18 protein-coding genes are annotated in these 23,889 nt (G+C 30.0%); 17 read left to right on the forward strand and 1 reads right to left on the reverse strand.

The genetic code is table 11. The features are described 5' to 3' along the window. The first annotated feature begins 116 nt into the window (after positions 1-116). The 14 genes from hisZ (at position 117) to BET03_RS05325 (ending at position 14,979) form a co-directional block, all read left to right on the forward strand. A complete protein-coding gene (gene hisZ, locus BET03_RS05260) occupies positions 117-1,415 on the forward strand; it encodes an ATP phosphoribosyltransferase regulatory subunit (RefSeq protein WP_120168046.1) in 1,299 nt (432 codons plus the stop codon). Between the two features lie 10 nt (positions 1,416-1,425). After that, a complete protein-coding gene (hisG, locus tag BET03_RS05265; RefSeq protein WP_120168048.1) occupies positions 1,426-2,082 on the forward strand; it encodes an ATP phosphoribosyltransferase in 657 nt (218 codons plus the stop codon). Then, on the forward strand, positions 2,066-3,349 hold the full coding sequence (hisD, locus tag BET03_RS05270) for a histidinol dehydrogenase (protein ID WP_120168049.1): 1,284 nt from the start codon (positions 2,066-2,068) through the stop codon (positions 3,347-3,349). Before hisG ends, hisD begins: the two co-directional genes overlap by 17 nt. Then, positions 3,349-4,425 (forward strand): histidinol-phosphate transaminase, encoded by a 1,077-nt coding sequence (gene hisC / locus BET03_RS05275; protein ID WP_120168051.1) that lies wholly within the window; start codon positions 3,349-3,351, stop codon positions 4,423-4,425. The genes hisD and hisC overlap by 1 nt, the downstream gene beginning before the upstream one ends. Further along, the gene (gene hisB / locus BET03_RS05280; RefSeq protein WP_120168053.1) at positions 4,403-4,987 is read left to right on the forward strand and encodes an imidazoleglycerol-phosphate dehydratase HisB; all 585 of its coding nucleotides are present in this window, start codon (positions 4,403-4,405) and stop codon (positions 4,985-4,987) included. The genes hisC and hisB overlap by 23 nt, the downstream gene beginning before the upstream one ends. 2 nt (positions 4,988-4,989) lie before the next feature. Continuing rightward, the gene (hisH, locus tag BET03_RS05285; protein ID WP_120168055.1) at positions 4,990-5,592 is read left to right on the forward strand and encodes an imidazole glycerol phosphate synthase subunit HisH; all 603 of its coding nucleotides are present in this window, start codon (positions 4,990-4,992) and stop codon (positions 5,590-5,592) included. Further along, entirely contained in the window at positions 5,589-6,305 is a 717-nt protein-coding gene (gene hisA / locus BET03_RS05290) for a 1-(5-phosphoribosyl)-5-[(5-phosphoribosylamino)methylideneamino]imidazole-4-carboxamide isomerase (protein ID WP_120168057.1), read from the forward strand. Before hisH ends, hisA begins: the two co-directional genes overlap by 4 nt. Next, complete coding sequence (hisF, locus tag BET03_RS05295) at positions 6,299-7,060, forward strand: imidazole glycerol phosphate synthase subunit HisF (RefSeq protein ID WP_120168059.1); 762 nt, start codon at positions 6,299-6,301, stop codon at positions 7,058-7,060. Before hisA ends, hisF begins: the two co-directional genes overlap by 7 nt. A 7-nt stretch (positions 7,061-7,067) precedes the next feature. After that, positions 7,068-7,685 (forward strand): bifunctional phosphoribosyl-AMP cyclohydrolase/phosphoribosyl-ATP diphosphatase HisIE, encoded by a 618-nt coding sequence (hisIE, locus tag BET03_RS05300; protein WP_120168061.1) that lies wholly within the window; start codon positions 7,068-7,070, stop codon positions 7,683-7,685. A 241-nt stretch (positions 7,686-7,926) separates the two neighbouring features. Continuing rightward, the gene (locus tag BET03_RS05305) at positions 7,927-9,972 is read left to right on the forward strand and encodes a urocanate hydratase (RefSeq protein ID WP_120168063.1); all 2,046 of its coding nucleotides are present in this window, start codon (positions 7,927-7,929) and stop codon (positions 9,970-9,972) included. 151 nt (positions 9,973-10,123) lie between these two features. Beyond that, positions 10,124-11,026 (forward strand): glutamate formimidoyltransferase, encoded by a 903-nt coding sequence (gene ftcD, locus BET03_RS05310; RefSeq protein ID WP_183108735.1) that lies wholly within the window; start codon positions 10,124-10,126, stop codon positions 11,024-11,026. Between the two features lie 38 nt (positions 11,027-11,064). Next, positions 11,065-12,345, forward strand: coding sequence for an imidazolonepropionase (gene hutI, locus BET03_RS05315; protein ID WP_120168065.1), 1,281 nt, complete (start codon positions 11,065-11,067; stop codon positions 12,343-12,345). 39 nt (positions 12,346-12,384) lie between these two features. After that, positions 12,385-12,990, forward strand: a complete 606-nt coding sequence (locus tag BET03_RS05320) for a cyclodeaminase/cyclohydrolase family protein (protein WP_279230350.1) — start codon at positions 12,385-12,387, stop codon at positions 12,988-12,990. Positions 12,991-13,800: 810 nt separating this feature from the next. Beyond that, the gene (locus tag BET03_RS05325) at positions 13,801-14,979 is read left to right on the forward strand and encodes a YibE/F family protein (RefSeq protein WP_207666037.1); all 1,179 of its coding nucleotides are present in this window, start codon (positions 13,801-13,803) and stop codon (positions 14,977-14,979) included. A gap of 48 nt (positions 14,980-15,027) precedes the next feature. Here the strand turns inward: BET03_RS05325 and BET03_RS05330 are convergent, their stop codons facing one another. After that, on the reverse strand, positions 15,028-15,195 hold the full coding sequence (locus BET03_RS05330) for an aspartyl-phosphate phosphatase Spo0E family protein (protein ID WP_120168069.1): 168 nt from the start codon (positions 15,193-15,195) through the stop codon (positions 15,028-15,030). Positions 15,196-15,689: 494 nt separating this feature from the next. Between BET03_RS05330 and BET03_RS05335 the strand changes: the two genes are divergently transcribed. From BET03_RS05335 to BET03_RS05345, 3 genes are all read left to right on the forward strand, one after another. Beyond that, entirely contained in the window at positions 15,690-18,734 is a 3,045-nt protein-coding gene (locus tag BET03_RS05335) for an AAA family ATPase (protein WP_120168071.1), read from the forward strand. A gap of 142 nt (positions 18,735-18,876) precedes the next feature. Next, positions 18,877-20,196 carry a YjiH family protein gene (locus BET03_RS05340; protein ID WP_120168073.1) on the forward strand — a complete coding sequence of 440 codons (1,320 nt, stop codon included), beginning with the start codon at positions 18,877-18,879 and terminating at the stop codon, positions 20,194-20,196. A 592-nt stretch (positions 20,197-20,788) separates the two neighbouring features. After that, positions 20,789-23,842 carry an AAA family ATPase gene (locus tag BET03_RS05345; protein ID WP_183108736.1) on the forward strand — a complete coding sequence of 1,018 codons (3,054 nt, stop codon included), beginning with the start codon at positions 20,789-20,791 and terminating at the stop codon, positions 23,840-23,842. The last annotated feature ends 47 nt before the right edge of the window (positions 23,843-23,889 follow it).

The raw sequence follows: 23,889 nt of genomic DNA on the forward strand, positions 1-23,889 counted from the left end.
AATTTTTAAAAAAAGATATTGCATTTTTGTTAAAAATATAGTAACATATAGACTAATAATTTAGCATGATAAAGTGATAAAGTTATAAATTAATAAAGTGAGGTGCCAAATATACAATGTACAATTTCAAGCGTGAAGTTCCTCAAGGAGTTAATGATGAGCTAAGTGATTACTATGAGATTAAGGATAAGCTTATATTAGAAATAAAAAACATTTTTAAAAGCTATGGATATAAACAGATTTGCACTCCAACTATTGAGTATTTAGATGTATTTTCTAGAATAGGAAGTACTGTAATAAAGGATGAAATGTTTAAGCTTATAGATAGCTCAGGAGAGATACTCGTTCTTAGACCCGATATGACAGTTCCAATTACTAGAATGGTTACAAGCAGAAAAAAATTTAATGATGATTTATTAAAGTATTTTTATGTTTCAAAAGTATATAGAATGAATAAAAACCATCAAGGAAAAAGAAGGGAAATTACCCAAGCTGGTATTGAGTTTTTTGGAAATGAAAAATTAGATGCAGATGGTGAAGTAATTGCAATAGCTATTAAGACTTTATTAAATGAAGTATCAGATTTTCATATAGAGATAGGCCATACAGATTTCTATAAGGGACTATTTGAAGAAGTAAATGCAGATAACAATATTAAAAGTCAATTAAAAAAGCTTATAGAAAATAAAAATTTTACAGAAATTGAAAGGTTTCTAGAAAAATTAAATATTAGAGAAGATGTAAAAGATATTCTAGTAAAAGTTCCCGGACTTTATGGAGACTTTGAAAACATAATAGATAAGGCAAAGGAAATGTGTTTAAATAAAAAAATGGAAAAAGCATTAGAAGACTTAAAATCAGTATATGAAATACTAAAAGACTATGGTTATAGTAATTTTGTATCTGTGGATTTAGGATTAATAAATTACCTTGATTATTACACAGGTATTATATTCAAAGGCTATATGGCAAATTATGGTCAGATAATATTAAGTGGAGGGAGGTATGACAAATTAACAAAGGAGTTTGGACATTCCATACCTGCAACTGGTTTTGGAATAAATATAGATGAACTATTAAGGGGGTTGTTAACAATTAATAAGTTAAAACATAAAAGGTATTATACAGATTATTTAATTCTTTATACACCTAAAAATAGAAGGGAAGTATTCCAAATAGCAGAAAAATTAAGAAAGAATGCCTTTATAGTAGAAACTAGATTACTTAATAAAAGATTTAAAGATTATATAAACTATGCATCAGCAAACAGGGTAAGATGGGTAATGAAATATAGTGATGAAAGGGTAATAGTCATCGATAATAAGAAAAATAGTTCTGAAACAATTAATACAAGACGCTTTATAAAGGAAATAGATACTAAGGAAAACCAAAACTTAGTTATGCCTATACACTAGGGGGGATAATTTGGAATATTTAAACATAGCTCTAGCTAAGGGAAGATTAGCCCAAAAAGGATACAAACTTTTTAAAGAAATGGGATTTGAATGTGAAGAAATAGAAAAAAATACTAGGAAATTAATATTTGTAAATGAAGAAAAGCTTATTAGATATATACTAGTCAAAGCAAGTGATGTTCCAGCATACGTTGAAAGGGGAGCAGCGGATTTAGGGGTAGTTGGTAAAGATACTATTATGGAGGAAGAAAAGGAATTTTATGAATTATGTGATTTAGGATTTGGAAAATGTAAATTTGTTATTGCAGGCCCTCCTGGATATGAAATGAATACAAGCTATGAGACTTTAAGGGTAGCAACAAAGTATCCTAATGTAGCTAAAAAGTATTTTCTAAAAAAGGGAAAACAGATTGATTTGATAAAACTTAATGGTTCAGTAGAATTGGCACCATTGGTGGGATTAGCAGATGTAATAGTAGATATAGTAGAAACTGGTAGAACTTTAAAAGAAAATGGGTTAAAGGTTATAGAAGATATGTATCATATAAGTGCTAGACTTATAGCTAATAAAGTAAGTTTTAAAATGAAAAATAATAGAATTAAAGAAATAATGAAAAAAGTAAGGTTAATTCAAGAGGTGAATAAAAGAAATGATAAGGATAATTAACTTAAAAGAAGAAGGGAATAAAGATATAAAGGCTTTTATAAGAAAGAGTAAAGTTGTATTTAATGATGTTACCAAAGGGGTAGAAAAGATTATTGAAGATGTTAAGAAAAACGGTGATAAAGCTGTTATTGAGTATACAAAAAAATTTGATGGAATTAAATTAAACAACTTTTATGTTTCAAATACAGAAATAGAGGATGCATACAAAGATTGTGAAGATGATTTTATAAAGGCATTAGAAAATGCAAAGGAAAATATTAAAGAGTTTCATAAAAAGCAACTTAAAAATTCTTGGATATGGAATAAAGATAAAGGGATAACCCTAGGGCAACTATATAATCCAATTTATAGAGTAGGAATATATGTACCAGGTGGAACTGCAGCTTATCCTTCAACAGTTCTTATGAATGCTATTCCTGCAAAGGTTGCAGGTGTAAAGGAAATAGTTATGGTAACTCCACCTGATAAAAATGGACAGGTTAACAAAGCTATTTTAGCTGCAGCTAAGATTGCAGGTGTAAATAAGATATTTAAAATAGGAGGAGCTCAAGCAGTAGGTGCTTTAGCCTTTGGTACAGAGACAATCCCTAAGGTAGACAAGATAGTAGGACCAGGGAATATATATGTAGCTACAGCTAAAAAATTAGTATATGGGTCTGTAGATATAGATATGATTGCAGGACCAAGTGAAATATTAATAATTGGTGATGAAAATTCTAATCCAAAATATATTGCTGCTGATATGTTAGGTCAGGCAGAACACGATGAATTGGCATCATCTATACTTATAACAACATCTATAAGATTAGCAGAAATGGTTAAAAATGAAATCAAAGAACAAGTAAAAGGACTGTCTAGAAGGGAAATTATAGAAAAATCCTTGAAGGATTTTGGAGCAATTATTGTTGTTGAAGATTTACAAAAAGCTATAGATTTGTCTAATGAAATCGCCCCAGAACATTTAGAGCTTATGGTTGATAATGCCTTTGAGATAGTAAATGAAATAAAAAATGCAGGGGCAATTTTTATAGGTGAATATTCCCCTGAAGCATTAGGAGATTATTTAGCAGGACCAAATCATACTTTACCTACAAGTGGAACAGCAAAGTTCTTTTCACCTTTAGGTGTAGATGATTTTATGAAAAAATCAAGCCTTATATATTATAGTAGAGAATCTCTTATGAAGGATAAAGATAAGATAATAAAATTAGCAGCAAAAGAGGGGCTAACGGCTCATGGAAACTCAATAAAAGTGAGGTTTGAATAATGGAAAAGTCTTTAATTAAAGAGAGTATATTAGCTTTAAAACCCTATGTTCCTCATGATTATAATTATATTTATAAGTTAGATGCAAATGAAAGCCCTTTTAATATTCCAAATAGAGTTATTGAAAGTATTCAAAAAAAATTAAGTAATTTAGCCTTAAACAGATATCCCGATACAGATTCTACAGAACTTAGAAGGGAATTAGAAAAATATATAAATGTAGATTACAAAAATATTTTGGTAGGTAATGGTTCAGATGAAATGATAAATATTATAATAAATACTTTTGTAGATAAAGGAGATGTTGTAATATCCTATTCTCCAACTTTTGTAATGTATAAGCATATTACTAAAATTATTGGTGGAAGATATATATCTATACCAACTAATAGCAATTTTCAAGTAGATATAGATAGGATAATTAGGAAAGCCAATAAAGAGAAAGCCAAAATTATATTTTTATGTTCACCAAATAATCCAACGGGAAAAAAGCTTAATAAGGAAGAAATTTTAAAGGTAATTAGAAATACAGAAAGCTTAGTAGTTGTAGATGAAGCATATATAGAATTTTCACAGGGAAGTATTGTGGGTGAAGTAAAAAATTTTAAAAGGCTTATTGTACTTAGGACATTATCTAAAGCCTTTGGATTAGCAGGAATTAGGACTGGTTATATTGTGGCCAATGATGCTATTATAGATAGCCTTAATAGTGTAAAACCTCCTTATAATCTAAATAGCATATCACAACTTATTGCAATAGAACTTTTAAAGAATAAAGATGATATATTTAAAAATATTGAAAAAATAAAGAAGGAAAGGGAACGTATGTATAACCAATTAAAAAATATTGAAGGTATTAAACCTTATACTTCAGAGGCTAATTTTATTTTTGTTAAAGTCCCAAACAATAAGAAAATATTTAAAGGATTACTAAAAAAGGGCATAATGGTAAGAGCTTTTGGTGATGGAATTTTAGAAAATCACCTTAGGATTACAGTAGGAAAAAAGAAAGAAAATGACTTTCTTATTAGTAGCTTAAAGGAAGTGATTAATAATGAGGAAATCAGAAAAAACTAGAAGGACTTTAGAAACTGATATTAAGCTTATTCTTAATATTGATGGAAGGGGTAAAAGTAACATAAAAACTGGAATAGGATTTTTTGATCACATGCTTACACTTTTTTCTAAACATGGATTATTTGACTTAGAAGTAGATTGTCAAGGAGATTTACATGTAGATGGGCATCATACAGTTGAGGATATAGGAATTGTTTTGGGAAAGGCCTTTAAGGATGCCTTAGGAGATAAAAAAGGAATAAGAAGATATTCACATGTTTATACACCTATGGATGAAAGCCTTACATGTATAGTTGTAGATATTAGTGGAAGACCTTATTTAGCATTTGATGTAGATTTTACAAGAGAGAAGGTAGGGGAGTTTGATACTGAATTAGTGGAGGAATTTTTAAGGGGCTTTGTAAATAGTAGCAAAATTACTCTTCATGTAAAGCTTGTAGAGGGGAAAAACACCCATCATATTATTGAATCGATTTTTAAAGGATTAGGAAGAGCACTAGATAAAGCCACCGTTATAGATGAAAGGATAAATGGAGTTATGACGACAAAGGGAGTGATATAAACTTGATTGCAATTATTGATTATGGAGTGGGGAACTTAAAAAGTGTCTATAAGGCCCTATTAAAACTAGGTTATAATTCAAAGATTACCGATAATCCTAATGAAATTGATGATGCTAAAGGAATAATCCTTCCAGGTGTAGGGGCTTTTAGAGATGCTATCTATAGTTTAAGAAATAAAGGATTAATCTCTACTATAAAAAGAAATGTTAATAATGATAAGCCCCTTTTAGGAATATGCTTGGGAATGCAGCTTTTATTTGAAAAGAGTTTTGAAGATGGAGAATATGAAGGATTAGGAATTTTAAAAGGTGAAGTTGTTAAATTTAAAAAAGGAATGGTTGTTCCACATATGGGTTGGAACACACTAGAAATAAATAAGGATAGTAAGATAATAAACTATATTAATGATAAAGACTATGTATACTTTGTACATTCCTATTATGTAAAAGCACAAGAAGATGATGTTGTGTGCTGGACTCAGTATGGAAATGAATTTCCCTCTATAGTACAAAAGGATAATGTAATAGGAATGCAATTTCACCCAGAAAAAAGTGGGAATACAGGATTAGCCTTATTAAAGGCATTTGGAGAGATGATACAATGATAATATTTCCGGCAATAGATATAAAGAAAGGAAATTGTGTAAGACTTAAACAGGGAAACTTTAAGGATATAACAGTATATAGTAATAGTCCATCAGATATAGCTAAAAGGTGGGAAGTAGAAGGGGCTAGATATCTTCATATAGTAGATTTAGATGGAGCAGTAGGTGGATTAAATAAAAATATAAAATCCATAGAGGAAATCTTAAAAACAGTCGATATTCCAATACAAGTTGGTGGAGGAATAAGAAATCGAGCAAGTGTTGAAAGAATGTTAAGCTTAGGAGTAAAACGAGTTATATTAGGATCTCTTGCTGTTAGGAATAAACAGCTATTAAAGGAATTAGTAGAGGATTATGGTGAAAGAATTATTGTATCAATAGATGCAAGAGAAGGACAAGTTGCAGTTGATGGATGGAAAAAAGTAAGCTCTATAAATTCTTTAGACCTAATAAAAGAACTTGAAAGCATGGGATTAAAAACAATAGTATATACGGATATATTAAGGGATGGAATGATGAAGGGGCCTAATTTTGAGATATACAAGACCTTACAGGAAAAAACAGAAGTAAATATAATTGCTTCCGGTGGAATTAGTAGTTTAGATGATGTAAAGAGACTAAAGAATATGGGAGTATATGGTTGTATAATCGGAAAGGCCCTATATACTGGAAAGGTTAGCTTAAAAGGGTTGCTGGAGGTGGCTAAATGCTAGCAAAGAGAGTCATACCATGTTTGGATGTTAGAGAAGGTATTGTAGTAAAAGGAAAAAAGTTTAAGGATATAAAAAATGTAGATGATCCAGTTAAATTAGCTAAATATTATAATGAGCAGGGTGCTGATGAATTAGTTTTTTATGATATTACTGCATCACATGAAAAGAGGAAAATAATGTTAGATGTTGTAGAAAGGACTGCGGAAGAAGTTTTTATTCCACTTACAGTAGGAGGGGGAATAAAATCTATAGATGACTTTACTCAGATATTGAGGGCAGGTGCAGATAAGGTTTCTATTAATTCGGCAGCAGTAAAAAATCCTCAGTTGATAAAAGATGCTGCATTAAAATTTGGTTCTCAATGTGTAGTACTTTCCATTGATGCTAAGAAAGTAGATAAAAAAGATAAGTGGGAAGTTTTTGTTAATGGTGGAAGGATAAATACTGGATTAGATGCTATTAAATGGGCTAAGTCGGGAGTGGAATTAGGAGCAGGGGAAATTGTAATTAATAGTATTGATACTGACGGGATTAAAAATGGATATGATATTGAATTGGTTAAAAGACTATCTTTAGAAGTAGATGTACCTATAATTGCATCAGGTGGAGCAGGAAAAAAAGAAGATTTTTATCAGGTGTTAAGTGAAGGTAAAGCAAGTGGAGCATTAGCTGCCTCAGTTTTTCATTTTAAAGAGATTTTTATAGATGATTTAAAAGAATATCTAAAGTCAAAAGATATACCAGTAAGAAGGTGATATATTAATGAAATTTATTGAAAAAATAAAATTCGACTCTAATGGATTAGTACCTGCTGTTATTCAAGATATAGAGACTAATAAAGTATTAATGGTTGCATATATGAATAAAGAGTCTTTAAAAAGGACAATTGAAACGGGAAAGACTTGGTTTTACAGTAGAAGTAGAAAGAAATTATGGAATAAAGGTGAAACATCAGGAAATTTTCAAGAGGTTTTAAAGATATATTATGATTGTGATAAAGATACATTACTTATAAAGGTAAAGCAGAAGGGGGTAGCTTGCCACACTGGTAAATATTCTTGCTTTCATAATGAAGTTTTAAGTAAGGATTATAAAAACTATGATAAGGTAATTAGTGAATTATATGAAGTAATTAAAGGTAGAAGGAATAATCCAGTAAAAGGCTCTTATACTAGCTATTTATTTGAAAAAGGTATAGACAAAATATTAAAAAAGGTTGGAGAAGAAAGTAGTGAGGTTATCATTGCAGCAAAAAATAATGATAAAAAAGAGCTTATATATGAGATTTCCGATTTAGTATATCATTTACTTGTATTAATGGTTAATGAGGGAATAGACATTGATAGTATAAAAAAGGAATTATATGATAGATCTAAATAATTTTAACTTAGTAATATCTTTTTATAATATGTAGATACTATATATGAATAACATAAATGTAAAGAGGGGATTGCCCCTCTTTTGTTTATTTGAATAATTAAATATAAATTGAAACGAGAACCGGGGTCCTGTTTCAATTTTGTAAAATAAACCCAATTCATAATTGTCACAAAAATTAGACGATTTGGTGACGCTTATTTTATATAATTAAAATACACAAATCTATAGAAGGGGGAGTTGTATGATTAACAATATAGATATTTCCAATGCTATGACTATAAAATTAGACGATATATTTGATGAATTGCCTGAAATGCCTAAATTTGAAGAGGGTATTAGAAGGGCACCGAAAAGGGAATTAACTTTAAATAAAAAGGAAATAGAACTTGCACTTAAAAATGCACTACGTTATGTTCCAGAAAAGTGGCATGAAAAGTTAGCACCGGAGTTTTTAAATGAATTAATGACAAGGGGAAGAATCTATGGATACCGTTTCCGTCCAGAAGGAAGGATATATGGAAAGCCAATTGATAAATATAAGGGTAAATGTACTGAGGGAAAAGCTTTTCAAGTAATGATAGATAATAACTTGGATTTTGATATTGCCCTTTATCCTTATGAACTTGTTACTTATGGGGAAACAGGACAGGTTTGCCAAAACTGGATGCAATATAGACTAATAAAAAAATATCTTGAAGAATTAACTCAAGACCAAACACTGGTAGTAATGTCAGGACATCCATTAGGATTGTTTAAATCTTCACCTGAAGCACCAAGGGTTATTATAACTAATGCATTAATGATAGGTATATTTGATGACCAAGAAAACTGGCATAGGGCTGCAGCTTTAGGTGTAGCAAATTATGGTCAGATGACAGCAGGTGGATGGATGTATATAGGCCCTCAAGGTATAGTGCACGGAACTTATAGTACTATATTAAATGCAGGAAGATCTAAGCTTGGAATACCTGGTGATAAAGACTTAAGGGGACATCTATATGTTACATCAGGCCTTGGTGGAATGAGTGGAGCACAAGGTAAAGCTGTTGAAATTGCTAATGGTGTAGGTATAATTGCTGAGGTTGACTATTCAAGAATTAAGACAAGACATGAACAAGGATGGGTTAGCGAGATAGTAGAGGATCCAAAGGAAGCATTTAGATTAGCAAAGGAATATCAAGAAAAAGAAGAAGGTATTGCAATAGCCTTTTATGGTAATATTGTTGATCTGTTAGAATATGCTGTTGAAAATAATATTGAAATAGATTTATTATCAGACCAAACTTCTTGTCACGCTGTTTATGATGGAGGATATTGTCCTCAAGGATTAACATTTGAAGAAAGAACGGAATTATTAAGAAATGATAAGCCTAAATTTAAGGAGTTAGTTGATAAATCACTAAGACGTCATTTTGAATTAATTAAGAAGTTAGTTGCTAGAGGAGCTTACTTCTTTGATTATGGAAACAGCTTTATGAAGGCTGTATATGATGCAGGAGTTAAAGAAATCTGTAAAAATGGAGAAGACCCAAGGGATGGTTTCATATTCCCATCATATGTAGAGGATATAATGGGACCTGTTTTATTTGATTATGGTTATGGACCATTTAGATGGGTATGCTTAAGTGGTAAGCATGAGGATTTATTAAAGACAGATAGGGCTGCTATGGAATGTATAGACCCTAATAGAAGATTCCAAGATAGGGATAATTATGTATGGATAAGAGATGCAGATAAAAACAAATTAGTAGTTGGTACACAGGCAAGAATACTATATCAAGATGCCTTAGGTAGAATGAAAATAGCACTTAAGTTTAATGATATGGTAAGAAAAGGTGAAATAGGACCTGTTATGCTTGGTAGAGACCATCATGATACAGGTGGTACAGATTCTCCATTTAGAGAAACTGCTAATATCAAAGACGGTAGTAATATAATGGCTGATATGGCTACCCACTGTTTTGCAGGAAATGCAGCAAGGGGTATGAGCTTAGTTGCCCTTCACAATGGTGGAGGTGTTGGAATAGGAAAAGCAATAAATGGTGGATTTGGATTAGTGCTTGATGGTAGTAGTAGAGTAGATGAAATTATTAAGAGAGCTGTACCATGGGATGTAATGAGTGGAGTTGCAAGACGTGCATGGGCTAGAAATGAAGCATCTATAGAAACTTGTATAGAATACAACAAGATGAATGAAGGTACAGACCATATCACTATACCATATATTCCTAATGAGGACTTAGTAAAAGGTTTAGTTGATGAAGCTTGGAATAAAATGAATGAATAAATATAATGTAGCGGAGAGCTTATTCTCCGCTACAACTATGGAAATAGAGTAATTTTATTCTTAATTATCATTCGACAAAATTTTTAAGTTATGCAAAACAGAACCGTCCCCGTTTTTCAGGGGGGAAACTTACTGAAGGAGGAGATTGATTATGGCTATGAAAAAGATAGTACAATGTGTGCCAAATTTTAGTGAGGGTAGGGATTTAGAAAAAATTGAAAGGATAGTTGAGCCATTTAGAGGTAAAGATGGGGTAAAACTATTAGATTATCAAAGAGATGAGGATCATAACAGAGTTGTTGTAACTGTTGTTGGAGAGCCTGAACCCCTTAAAAATGCAGTAGTAGAAGCTATGGGAGCAGCTATTGATGTTATAGATATGACAAAACATGAAGGTCAGCATCCAAGAATGGGAGCTGTAGATGTTGTACCATTTATACCTATTAGAAATGTAAGTATGACAGAGGCTATTGAACTATCCAAGGAAGTGGCTAAAGAGGCTTCAGAAAGGTATAACCTTCCTATATTCCTATATGAAAAATCAGCAACAAGACCTGAAAGGGAGAATTTAGCTAAAATAAGAAAAGGTCAATTTGAAGGTATGGCAGAAAAGCTTCAAAAACCAGAATGGAAGCCAGATTTTGGACCAGATAAAGTACATCCAACTGCAGGTGTTACTGCTGTAGGGGCAAGAATGCCACTAGTTGCTTACAATGTAAACCTGGATACTGACAATATAGAAATTGCTAATCAAATAGCAAGAAAAGTAAGACATATAAACGGAGGATTAAGATACTGCAAGGCAATAGGTGTAGAATTAAAGGATAGAGGAATAGTTCAGGTTTCTATGAATATGACTGATTATACTAAAACTGCCCTTTATAGAGTTTTTGAGCTTATAAAGATTGAAGCTAGAAGATATGGGGTGAATGTAGTTGGAAGTGAAGTTATTGGTCTTGTTCCAATGGAGGCATTAATTGATAGTGCAGTATACTATATGGGAATTGAAGATTTCTCAATGGACCAAGTATTAGAAACTAGAATAATGGAATAAAAAACCCGTTATAGATATTTAAATTCAGGGGTGATTAAATGGAAGGTAATTTGATTATAAAAAATGCTAATGAACTGGTAACTTGTAGTGGCTTTAAAGCAAAACAAGGAAAGGAAATGTCAGATTTAAAGATAATATATGATGGTGCAGTAGTTATTGAAGATGGAATAATTAAGGAAGTTGGAAAAACAGAAGAAATATTAGATAAATATAATGAGAATGATTATGAAGTTATAGATGCTAAGGATAAAGCTGTTTTACCTGGATTTGTTGATTCACACACCCATTTTGTTTTTGGTGGATATAGACCTGAAGAGTTTTCGTGGAGACTACGTGGAGATAGCTATATGGAGATAATGGAACGTGGTGGAGGTATTGTAAATTCAGTTGAAGCAACAAGAAAGGCATCAAAGGAAGAACTTTTAGAAACTGGTAGAAAAAGACTTAATTCTATGTTAGCCTTTGGAGTTACTACAGTTGAAGGAAAAAGTGGATATGGTCTAGATTATGATACTGAAATAAAACAACTGGAGGTTATGGAAGAGTTAGATAAAAACCATCCTGTAGATATAGTTAAGACCTTTTTAGGAGCCCATGCAATTCCAAAGGATTATAAAGGGAAAGAAGATGAGTTTATTGATTTTATTATAGATAAAGTTCTTCCTGATGTGGCAGAGAGAAAGCTTGCTGAATTCTGTGATATATTCTGTGAAAAGGGAGTATTCTCAGTAGAACAATCAAGAAAATTACTTAACAAAGCAAAGGAATATGGATTAAAGCCAAAATTACATGCAGATGAGATAGTACAGTTAGGTGGAGCAGAATTAGCTGCAGAATTAGGTGCTGTATCTGCTGACCATTTACTTCAGGCTTCAGATAAGGGAGTAAAGGATATGGCTGAAGCAGGAGTTGTAGCAACTATCCTTCCAGGTACAGCCTTTAGTTTAAAAGAGCCTTATGCAAGGGCTAGATATATGATAGACCAAAACTGTGCAGTTGCATTGGCTACTGACTTAAATCCTGGTAGTTGTTTTACTGAATCTATACCTTTAATATTTTCATTAGCTACCCTTTATATGGATGTAACAACAGAAGAAGCTATAACTGCCTTAACTATAAACGGTGCAGCTGCTGTAGGAAGGGCAGATACTATTGGAAGTATAGATGTGGGTAAAAAAGGAGATATAGTAATACTTGAGTTTCCATCATATAAATACATACCATATCATATAGGGGTTAATACAGTAGAAAAGGTTGTTAAAAATGGAAAATTAGTATATGACAAAGAGGAAATCTATAGTAAGATGTTTAAAATATAATAAAAAAAAGTAAAACGAGGTGGTAATATGTTGGGGGAAATGAGTGTAAAGGAATTTTTAGAAAAGACTGCATCTAAGGCACCAGTACCAGGGGGAGGAAGTGTAGCTGCACTTAGTGCTGGTATTGCTGCAAGTTTAACTGAAATGGTGGCTAATCTTACAATAGGTAAAAAAGGCTACGAAGAAGTTGAAAAGGAAATGGAAGAATTACTTAATAAAGCAAAAGAATTAAGGGATAAATTTGTTGAAGATATAGATAGGGATTCAAATGCCTTTGACAAAGTTATGGAATCATTTAAATTACCTAAGGATACAGATGAACAAAAGGAAAAGAGAAAAAAAGCTATTCAAGAGGCTTTTAAAAATGCTGCTTTAGTTCCATTAGATGTGGCAAAAAATGCTTATAAAATGATGGACTTAGCAAAGGTAGTAATTGAAAAGGGAAATAAAAATGCTGTAACTGATGGAGCTGTTGCTTGTATGATGGCAAGAACAGCTGTATTATCTGCACTATACAATGTAAAGATTAACTTAGGTTCTATAAAGGATGAAAAATTTGTACAAAAACTTTCGAAAGAAGTAGAGGAATTAGAGTCAAAAGTAAATAAGGAAGAAGAGGAAATACTTTCAAAAGTAGAATTGTAAAAAAGTCTTCTATTAAAAATAGAAGACTTTCAAGGTTGACTTTTTTGAAACACATAACGGAAATTATATTTTATCCACAGCTTTTATTTGATTATAATTTCCTATGTGTTATAAAAAAGTGGAGACATTTGTCTCCACTTTTTTTAATAATGAACCTTTAAAAGCAATTGACAATTAGAAAAACAATTAAAAATTAAAAATGTAAAATTGAAAATGAATGAGTTAGTGGTTAGTAGCAAGTAGTTAGTAGGAAATACAGTTGCTAGTTCCTGGTTCTCAGTTCTTAGCTTTTTAGAAAAAGTTAGTAGGTAGTAGTTAGTGAAAGTAGTTGTTAGTGGCTGGTGATTAGTGGTTAGGATAATGCAAAAGATAAAAAATAACAAACCATTAATAGCAAGAATTTAGTAAGATGTTTTTTTAAATTAATAATCTTCATAGCATTACTAAAAAACAACCACTATCCACTAATCATCAAAAACTGCTTTTAAAAGTAACGGACATCCTTGTTTCTCTTCTCTGGAATAGTAACGGTCCTCGAAGTTTTACTTCCTTGGCATAGTAACGGACTTCCTAGGCTAGACATCCATGGCAAAGTAACGGGCCACAAAGCCTTACTACCTAGGTCAAGTAACGGTCCTTATAGGCTAGATTTCTTAGAAGTAATAACAGAACACAAAATACTAAACATGTTTTTAATTTTTTTATTTTTAAGAACTGAGAGTTAGGAACTAGGAGCTACGTTTTTTTATTGACTCTTTGGACAAGTTTATATATGATTATGATATAGCATGTATATAGAGGGGTGAAGTAATGAATATAAATTTTGGTAAATATCTATCACGATTTTTGGTCTTATTAATAATTTTTATTATAGTTTTAACCCTCAACTCAACCTATGTTAAAGCAGATGTTAGTGATACAACAAATAGCTTACAACAACAGAATATTTCAGAGGAGACACCTAAACCTGTTCGAGGAAAAGTTTTAGAAATTATATCAGATGAATATGAAAATGTAGAAGGATTTGGTGAAGACGTAAAAATGAGACGCCAACAGGTAGAGGTAAAAATCACTAGTGGTAAACATAAAGGTGAAATAATTACTGTGGAACATGTTATTGATGAAAGATTTGCCTATAATATCTTTATCGATGCAGGAGATGATGTTCTTCTTTATTTAGAAGAAGATGAAAAGGGCGAAATTTTAGTAGGTTATATTAGTGATATTGTAAGGGATAAATATCTTCTTTATTTAGTTATAGGATTTATAGGTTTATTAATAGCTGTTGGAGGTATAAAAGGAATAAAGACAGTTCTAACATTAGGTCTAACTATTTTTTCTGTAGTTAAAATACTTCTACCTCTTATTCTTAAAGGATATAGTCCCATATTGATTTCAGTTCTTATAAGTGTAGGTGTTATTACGATTACTCTATTAATTATTAGTGGACCTAATAAAAAGACTTTATCAGCAATTATAGGGACTTCTGGTGGGGTTTTAATTGCAGGATTAATTGCATTAGGAATAGGAAATATGGCTAGTTTGACAGGTTTAGGAAACGAAGAGGCTCAAATGCTTATGTTCATTCCGCAAGAAATTGATTTTAATTTTAAAGGTTTACTTTTTTCTGGTATTATTCTAGGAGCATTAGGAGCTGTAATGGATGTAAGTATGTCTATATCTTCTGCAATGAACGAAATTTATATAACTAACCCACAAATTGAAATAAAGAATTTAGTTAGGTCAGGTATTAATATAGGTAGAGATATAATGGGAACCATGTCAAATACTTTGATTCTTGCATATGTAGGTGGGGCTATACATCTTATGCTTCTTTTTATGGCATATGATTATTCATTCATAGAAATTATAAATAGAGATATGATAGCTTCTGAAGTAGTTAGAGCCTTAGCTGGAAGTATTGGAATTATACTTACAATACCTATTACTGCCTTAGTTTCAGGAACTATATATAGAATGGAAAAGTAAAATATTTTTATTTTTTAAAATTAGATTTGCTGGTGGATTCTAAATCCATCAGTTTTTTTTAGAATATATTCCATAGTATTCATTTAACAATATATCAAGCTTTTGACTTTCTTCTACTACTTCATGAGATGTTAAACTTAATCCTAATGAAATAGCTTCATGCATAATATCCCTTTGGTCTTCTATAACTTTCCGTTTAGCTTTCGATTTACCCATAATTAAACACCCTTTCACTAGAAAAATAAAATATTAAACAACTTGTACAAATTAAGATATACCCAAAAAAAAACATAATCAAACATTATTTTCAAAAAATTCTAAAATAACACATAATAAAAAGGAATAGGTAGAATAAACTACCTATTCCCAGTTTATATTCATTATCTTTAGTGATTTATTAAGGTATTCGATATACTATAGATTAGTATCTATAGAAATAAGGATAGCAGAATAATATTACAAGTAGTAAGAAGAAAAATAGTAGAGAATCGTCACATCCACCTCTGTATCCTGATTTAGTATCAGTCATTTTGCCACCTCCTTAGACTGTAGGTGTAAATTAATATTTATGTTTTTTCCTTTGCTATTATAAATTATGAGATAAGCTGTAAAAATGTTACATTTGTGACTATATAACAGCTGGCTTTGGCAGGAATTTATATATTACTAATTGAAATATATAAGTATGAATTGTAGGGGGAGTGTATTTAATGGCAGAGATATATGTAAAGATTTTTAATACTCCTATGGTACAGAAAAATGGAGAAAAGGTTTCCTTTCCCTTAAGAAAAGCAGAAGCTCTATTTTATTATCTTGTAGTAAATAAGCAAGCTACTAGAGATGAATTGGTGAATCTTTTATGGGGAAATTTAGGTGATAAAAGTGGTAGGAAGAACTTAAGAAATACCATGTATAGAGTAAGGAAAGCCTTCGATTTAGATGTTATTATTTCTCCTCAGCAGCAAATAGTAACACTTAATCCTGATATAAAGATAAATTCAGATTTAGAGACCTTCTTAAATGATAATGAAGACAATCTAAAAGCATACACAGGGGAATTTTTACAAGGTTTTGCAGTTAAAAACGCAAAGAAATTTGAAGAATGGATGTTAAGTACAAGAGAATACTATAAGCAGTTATATATAAATAAAGTATATAAAAATATTGAATTTGATCTAAAAGATAAAAAATATGATTCTATTGAGAAATGGGTTAAAACATTAATTAATTTAGATGAGTTTGATGAAAAGGCTTATAGAATTTTGATGAAAATATATGCTGAAAAGGAAGCCTATAACAAGGCTATAGAAGTATATAATAGATTGTTTGAAATATTGAAGACTGAATTAGGGGTAGAACCAGATGTCAAAACAAAAGAACTTTTTAGAGAAATACTTGAAATGAAAAGTTTTAGCTTTGATAAAAATAAAGATAGGCCTAAAAGTTTTTTCTATGGAAGAGAAAAGGAGCTTAATTTGTTAAGGAAAAACTATTTAAATTTTATAAATAGTAAAGAATCAAAATCTGTTGTTATAATGGGAGAAGCAGGCATCGGAAAGACAGCCCTTAAGGATAAATTTATCGAACAAATAAAATCCAATAATATCTATATATTAGAGACTAATTGCTATCAAGTTGAAAAGGATTACTTTTTAAGACCATGGAATTTAATATTCTCAAAATTGTTAGAGATAATTAAAAGTGAAAATATAGATATATTAGATTCATGGAAAAATGTTGTATCGTATTTGTTTCCCGGATTTTTAGAAAAAGAGACAGGAACAGACCCAATTAGGAAAATAGATACCTTAAAATTTGGAGTAATTGAAGAAACAATAATAAATATATTAAAAAAGGTTTCTACGAAGAAGAAGATATTGTTTATAATTGAAGATTTACAATGGATAGATAAGATGAGTCTTTCATTGTTAACAAGTATTTTACTTCATATAAAGAACAATAATGTTATGTTTATTGGTACATTAAGAAATGGATATGAAAAAGAAATAGATAAATTTCTTGCACTTATGGGGAAATACAACATAATTGAAAAGATTTATTTGGAGAGGTTTTCTAAAAAAGAAACTAAAGAAATTATTAATAAAACCCTTCCTAAACATATGATTAGTAAAGAACTTCAAAATATGATATATAGTGAAACAGAAGGTAATACTTTCTTTCTAGTGGAATTTTTAAAGACTTTAAAAGAAAAAGGGACTATAAATGTAATGTCTTCAAAGATGAAGGACATATTAAAGACAAGATTTTTAGATATTTCAGAAAATGGAAGAAAACTTATTGATGTTATTTCAATCTTTTTTGATGAAGCACCTTTGGATATATTAAAAGAAACAAGTGAAAAAGATGAATTAGAAATTTTAGATATAATGGATGAACTTAAAAGTAAGTATATAATTAAAGAAATTGTAAACTTAGATAAAATAAGTTTTAAATTTACCCATCAAAAATTAAGAGATTTTATATATGAAGAACAATCATTGGCTAGAAGAAAGGTACTTCATAATAAAATAGGATTGATCCTTGAAAATACACTTAAAGGAAATAAATCGGATGTTTCTATATATCCAAAGCTTATATATCATTTTCAAAAAGCTGGAAACTTACTTCTGGCTCTCAAATATAGCATAAAAAATATAAGTATATATCTAAACTTTAGTCACGAGCTCTTCCCAGAACTAGATATAAACTTAGGAGAAAAAAACAAATATTTAAATATTGATAAAGAGGAATCTCTATCATATTTAAAGGATATTGAAAAATTACTTCAAAAAGTAAAACAGAAAGATGGTATAACTAAGGAAGTAAAAAAACTTGAAATTGTATTTTTTCATATGATGGGAAGATATTTAATAAAAGAGGGAGAGTATGAAAAAGGAATAGGATATATACAAAAGGTTATAAAGAAATCTGAAGATATTAATGAGTATAAATATATTTTAAAGGGATATAGACAGATGATTTACTACTGTATACAAACTTATAATATTCAATTAATGGATAAATATTTAAAGCTTGGACTTGATTTAGCAAAAAGACAAAACTTTAAAAAAGATATTGGAATTTTATTAAGGCTTAAAGGTTTAAATAAAATTATGAAGGGTGAATACCAAGAAGCTGAGGAACTATTAAAGGAATCTATTAGAATATTTAACATGCTAGATAAAGGTACAAGCAGATACTTAGTATACATTGCCGCAGCATATAACTATATTGGAGATATAAGGCGAAATAGAATGGAATTTTCTAATTCACTTAACTATTTTAATAAAGCAATATCTATTTGTGAAAATAAAAATATTTTAAGGGGACTTAGTATTTTTAATACAAGGGCAGGTCAAGCTGCATTTGATATGGGAGATTATAAAAGGTCCAGAGAATATTTAAGGAAGGCCCTCAACGTATATAATAAAATTGATTTAGTTTGGGGAAAGGCTATTGCACAAGGATATATGGCAATGATTTATGTAAAAGAAGCTAAATATGTAGATGCTTTAGATTATCTAAAGAAAGCAGAAGAAAATTCTCAGAAACTAAAAAATCCCTACGAAATCGGTCTTATATATAGAGTTAAAGCAGAAATAAAGTCTAATATGGCTAATAATGAAGAATTAAATAAAAGTTTTTCACAATATTTACAATTACCATTGGAAAAATACTGTGAAGAGGGGATAACATTTTTAAAGAAGGTAAAAGATTGTTATGAAATGGATATATTAAAGGCCTTAAAAAAATAGACGTTTAAGCGACGGATATAGTATATAATTTAAAAAAAGGGGGTGTAAAAACATTTAGAAAGAGTATTTTTTACCAACAAAAATTTTCAGAATATTACAAAATCTATTCATGTTAGTCATTATTATACAAGGGGGAGATTGAATGAAAAATACTGTTATGCCCGAAGGAAAGGCTTTAAGTACAAGTGGGAAAGTAAAATTTGTCCTCTTTAGTTTAATTGGTATATTTATGTTCTTTATTCCCGTAACTATTGGTGGGAAATCTACTATTCCTCTAGACCATATTGTAACAGGCGTTAAAAATACACTACCTACTTTAGCACCTATATATGCAATTGCAGTAATAATTATAGGTAGTATTAAACCTTTTGTTAATAAGACATGGAACTCAGATAAAGTGAATACAGTTTTTTCAATTTTAAAAATTTTAGGTATTGTAGTTGTATTAGCTGTATATTCAAATATGGGGCCGGCTTGGCTTTTAGAAAGTGACATGGGACCATTTCTATTTGAAAAATTAGTAATTCCTGTTGGGCTTATAGTGCCTATTGGAGCTATATTTCTATCCTTCTTAGTTGAATATGGACTTTTAGAGTTTATAGGAGTATTAATGCAGCCTGTAATGAAGCCAATCTTTAAAACTCCTGGAAGATCTGCAGTTGATGCTGTTGCTTCATTTGTTGGTAGTTATTCTATTGGACTTCTTATAACAAATAGAGTGTTTAAAGAAGGGAAATATACGATAAAGGAAGCAGCAATTATAGCAACTGGTTTCTCAACAGTTTCTGCAACTTTTATGATAATTGTTGCTAAAACTTTAGGGCTTATGGATATATGGAACATATATTTCTGGACTACTTTAATAATAACTTTTACAGTTACAGCTATTACAGTTAGAATAAAACCTTTAAGTAGTAAAAGTGATAGATATATTACTGGGGAAGGACACAAACAGCTAGCTTTTAAAGGGAACTTATTTAAAAATGCGTGGGAAGAAGGAGTAAGGGCAGCAGAAAAAGCAGAAACTATTGGAAAAAGTGTATTAGAGAACCTAAAAGATGGTTTCAATATGGCCATGGGAATTTTACCAACTATAATGTCTGTAGGGTTAATAGGATTAGTTTTTGCTAAATATACTCCTTTATTTGACGTTGTAGGGTATATTTTCTATCCATTTACTAAAATTCTACAGGTTCCTGATGCAATGTTAGCAGCGAAAGCCGCTGCAGTTGGAATAGCAGAGATGTTCTTACCAGCATTACTAGTAGTTGAAGCTGCACTGGTTACTAAGTTCGTAATCGGAGTAGTTTGTGTATCTTCTATATTATTTTTCTCAGCCTCTATACCATGTATACTTTCTACAGAAATCCCAATTAGTTTAACAGAAATATTAGTCATATGGGTTGAAAGAACTATACTTACATTATTGATAGCAGTCCCAGTGGCGTTTTTAATACTGTAATTAGAGAGGTAGGTGATTATCATCTACCTCTATTTTTGTGCGCCGGGCATATGTAACAACTAGGTGGTGAAAGTCCACTGTGGAGGTTGACCATGCCAACCACTGACCGAAGGCAAAGGTGTCCACCTTGAGGTGGAATCTGAAGAAGCTGAAGACAAAATCCTGGTCTGAGGTACACGAATCACATTAGAGACTGTATAAACTGGGTGAGTTTGCATAACAAAACAAAGCCCTAAATGGTTCGAAAGTTTATGCAGTAAATATGGCGGATATATGGGAGGAAGCAGGTTACGCTTACCCCGGGAGGTCTCAAGGATAAGTCATTAAGATGTATTTCGAAATGACAACCTATACGGTGATGTATAGCTGAACCTTGAGAAGTCAGCAGAGGTCATAGTACCTGTCTAAACCTAGGATAGGGAGGGAAGGACCGAACATTAGGGAGGCAAGTAACATTGAAAGATTCGAGAGGTATGCAGAGACCACAGAAAACTTCATACTACTCGATTTTTATGGATTATAAAGGGAATTAAGGTAAATTTATATAATTATTATTTATAGGCATAAAAATAGTATGAAGGAGAGATGGAAAATGGCCCTTATAGAAGTTAAATTATTTGGTTCGCCTAAAGTATACAAGAAAAAAGAGAAAATTAACTTTCCCTTTGGAAAGGCAGAAGCACTTTTTTATTATTTAGTTGTTGAAAAAGAAAGTTCAAGAGATGTGCTAATTAGCCTATTTTGGGGAAATATACCTGAAAAATCTGCTAGAAAAAATTTAAGAAATGCAATATATGTTATAAAGAAAGTATTTAATGAAGAAGTTTTAATTTCTCCAAGAAGGTCAATAGTAAAACTAAATCCAGAAATTGATTTTAAAATTGATTTAGAAGAATTTTTGAATAAAAAGAATAAGGAAGCTATAGAAATTTATAATGGCCATTTTCTTGAAGGGTTTTTTGTAAAGAATGCTGAGGAATTTGAAACATGGATGACATCCTTAAGACATAAACATATGGATATATATGTAAATAAACTTAAAAAAGAAATTAATAAATATATAGAGAATAATCAGTTAAATAAAGCAGAAGCATATTGTAAGAAATTAATAAATATAGATGAATTTGATGAAAAAGGATATAGAATCTTAATGAATTTGTATAGAAAGCAAGGAAAATACAATAAATGTATATCTATCTACAATAAGTTAAAAGAATTATTAAATAAAGAATTGTCAGTATCTCCAGATGTAAAGACTAGAAGGCTATTTGAAGAAATTTTAATTGAGAAGAAAACTAGGAAGATATTCAATAGTAAAGATAGTGATGAATTTTTTTATGGACGAAAAAAAGAACTAAAAATTCTAAATGGGAATTTTTTTAACTTTTTGCAAGGAAATGTTTCTAAATCTATAGTACTTTTTGGGGAAGCAGGAGTAGGAAAAAGTAAACTTTTATCTAGATTTTTAAACACAATCAATAAAGATGAAAACATATGGATACTTAAAACTAATTGCTACCAAGCAGAGGAAAAGTTTTTATTTAAACCTTGGAATGATATTTTTTATCAGTTATCAAATATCTTTAAAAAGGAAAATGTAGAAATTCCTGTATACATAAGAAAGATAATATCACAAATATTTCCTACTTTTATAGGAGCTGATGAAATAGAAGGTAATTTATTTGAAAAATCACGACTATTAAAATATGAAATTGTAGAAGAAGCTGTAATAGATATATTTAGGAAAGTATCAAAAAGGAGAAAAATAGTATTAGTTTTTGAAGATTTACAATGGATAGACAATATGAGTTTAAATCTATTAAAAAATATCATATTAAAGGATAAAAACAAGTCAATAACTGTATTAGTAACGTGTAGAAATGAATCTATTGAAAGGGTTGAAAACTTTTTAACAGAAGTAGGAAAATACGGATTAATAGAAAAACTTTCTGTAGGAAGATTTAATAAAGAGGAAACTTTAGATTTTGTAGATAAAATGTTACCAGATAAAAATTTATCTTTAGAAATAAAAAATTCAATATATAAAGAGAGTGAAGGAAATGCTTTGTTTATAGTTGAACTTTTAAATAATCTAAAGGAAAAGAATAATTTTACTACTTTTACTCCTAAACTAAAGGATGTTTTAAAAAGCAGGCTTTTAGATATATCAACTGAAGAAAGAAAAATTTTAAATATTGCTTCTGTATTTTTTGACAAATTTAATTTGGATGTATTAAAAGAAATAACACAGAAAAATGAATTAGAACTTGTTGAAATTCTTGAGGAACTTCAGAGAAAAAAATTAATTAGAGAGATTTTAGATTCTAGTGGAAATATTAACTTTATGTTTACACATCAGAAACTAAGAGAATTTATATATTCGCAGATGTCTATGGCAAAAAGGAGAATTTTACATAATAGGGTATCACATTATCTAGCAGGGAAACTAACAGGTAGTAATAGTGATAAATTATTATATCCTAAACTTATATACCATAATAAAAAGGCTGGAAACAAATTAGAATATTTTAAGTATAAAATAAAGAACTTAGAGCAATATATACATCTAATCCATGAAATCTTTCCTGTAATCGATGAAAATGATGTATTAAAAAAGAATTTTCTATATATGTCTGATGAAGAAATAGAAAAACAATTAAATGATATTAATGAATTACTAAAAGAAATCAAAGAGGAAGTTAAATTAGACAGTAGTTTAGTATATTCAGAAATAACTTTTTTACATATGCTTGGAAGATATAATATTGGAAAAGGTGACCACAAGGAAGGACTAAAAATAATAAGAAAGATGATTGATAGGGCATTAAAAACTAAAAATTATAGTTTTGCATTAAAAGGTTATTTAAAAATAATATACTATTGTATTAACACACACAACATAAAACTTATGAACTCTAGTATAACAAAAGCTTTAGATATAGCTAAAAAAAGTAATAGTAAGGGCGAAATAGCTATTTTATTAAGATTAAAAGGATTTCAAAAAATTATGAATGGAGAATTTAACAAGGGTGAGGAACTTTTAAAAAAATCTATCAAAATATTTGATAACCTAGATCATAAAGAAAAATATGAATTAAATATTGCTGCTTCTTTTACCTATATTGGAGAGAGTAAAAGACGTAAAAAAGAATTTAATAAAGCTATTTACTATTATGAAAAAGCTATATCTATGTGCGAGAAAAAGGGGTTAGTAGGGGGACTTACTATAGCTTATACAAAAGCTGGACAGGCAGCTTATGAAGTTAATAACTATGAAAAAGCTAAGGAATATTTTAAAAAAGCAATAAGTTTGTATAACCAATTCAATCTTGTATGGGGACGTTCTATAGCTAATGGTTATTTTTCTTTAATATTGGTTAAGGAGAAAGAATGGGATGAAGCTCTAAAGTATATTAACAAGGCAGAAAAATTTGCCAAGAAGGTGAATAATCCTTATGAGATTGGTCTGCTTTATAGAGTAAAGGCAGAAATGTGCAAACTAGTAAAAGAAAATAATAAAAAGATTTTAGGATATCACTGCCAAGACAATATAGATGAATATTGTAACAAAGGATTAAAATATTTAAAAGATATAAAGGGGTGTTATGAAAAGGAAGTATTAAAAAGATTAAAAAATATTAGTTAATATTATTCCAAATTTTAGCTTTTTGACTTTTTATTGACGTTTTGTTA

Source organism: Thermohalobacter berrensis (genome assembly GCF_003609645.1).
Lineage (GTDB): Bacteria > Bacillota > Clostridia > Tissierellales > Thermohalobacteraceae > Thermohalobacter > Thermohalobacter berrensis.

Coding starts and splice junctions, on each gene's coding strand:
- hisZ (WP_120168046.1), top strand. CDS start 117: ATGTACAATTTCAAGCGTGAAGTTCCTCAAGGAGTTAATGATGAGCTA.
- hisD (WP_120168049.1), top strand. CDS start 2,066: ATGATAAGGATAATTAACTTAAAAGAAGAAGGGAATAAAGATATAAAG.
- hisC (WP_120168051.1), top strand. CDS start 3,349: ATGGAAAAGTCTTTAATTAAAGAGAGTATATTAGCTTTAAAACCCTAT.
- hisB (WP_120168053.1), top strand. CDS start 4,403: ATGAGGAAATCAGAAAAAACTAGAAGGACTTTAGAAACTGATATTAAG.
- hisA (WP_120168057.1), top strand. CDS start 5,589: ATGATAATATTTCCGGCAATAGATATAAAGAAAGGAAATTGTGTAAGA.
- hisF (WP_120168059.1), top strand. CDS start 6,299: ATGCTAGCAAAGAGAGTCATACCATGTTTGGATGTTAGAGAAGGTATT.
- hisIE (WP_120168061.1), top strand. CDS start 7,068: ATGAAATTTATTGAAAAAATAAAATTCGACTCTAATGGATTAGTACCT.
- BET03_RS05305 (WP_120168063.1), top strand. CDS start 7,927: ATGATTAACAATATAGATATTTCCAATGCTATGACTATAAAATTAGAC.
- ftcD (WP_183108735.1), top strand. CDS start 10,124: ATGGCTATGAAAAAGATAGTACAATGTGTGCCAAATTTTAGTGAGGGT.
- hutI (WP_120168065.1), top strand. CDS start 11,065: ATGGAAGGTAATTTGATTATAAAAAATGCTAATGAACTGGTAACTTGT.
- BET03_RS05320 (WP_279230350.1), top strand. CDS start 12,385: ATGAGTGTAAAGGAATTTTTAGAAAAGACTGCATCTAAGGCACCAGTA.
- BET03_RS05325 (WP_207666037.1), top strand. CDS start 13,801: ATGAATATAAATTTTGGTAAATATCTATCACGATTTTTGGTCTTATTA.
- BET03_RS05330 (WP_120168069.1), bottom strand. CDS start 15,195: ATGGGTAAATCGAAAGCTAAACGGAAAGTTATAGAAGACCAAAGGGAT.
- BET03_RS05335 (WP_120168071.1), top strand. CDS start 15,690: ATGGCAGAGATATATGTAAAGATTTTTAATACTCCTATGGTACAGAAA.
- BET03_RS05340 (WP_120168073.1), top strand. CDS start 18,877: ATGAAAAATACTGTTATGCCCGAAGGAAAGGCTTTAAGTACAAGTGGG.
- BET03_RS05345 (WP_183108736.1), top strand. CDS start 20,789: ATGGCCCTTATAGAAGTTAAATTATTTGGTTCGCCTAAAGTATACAAG.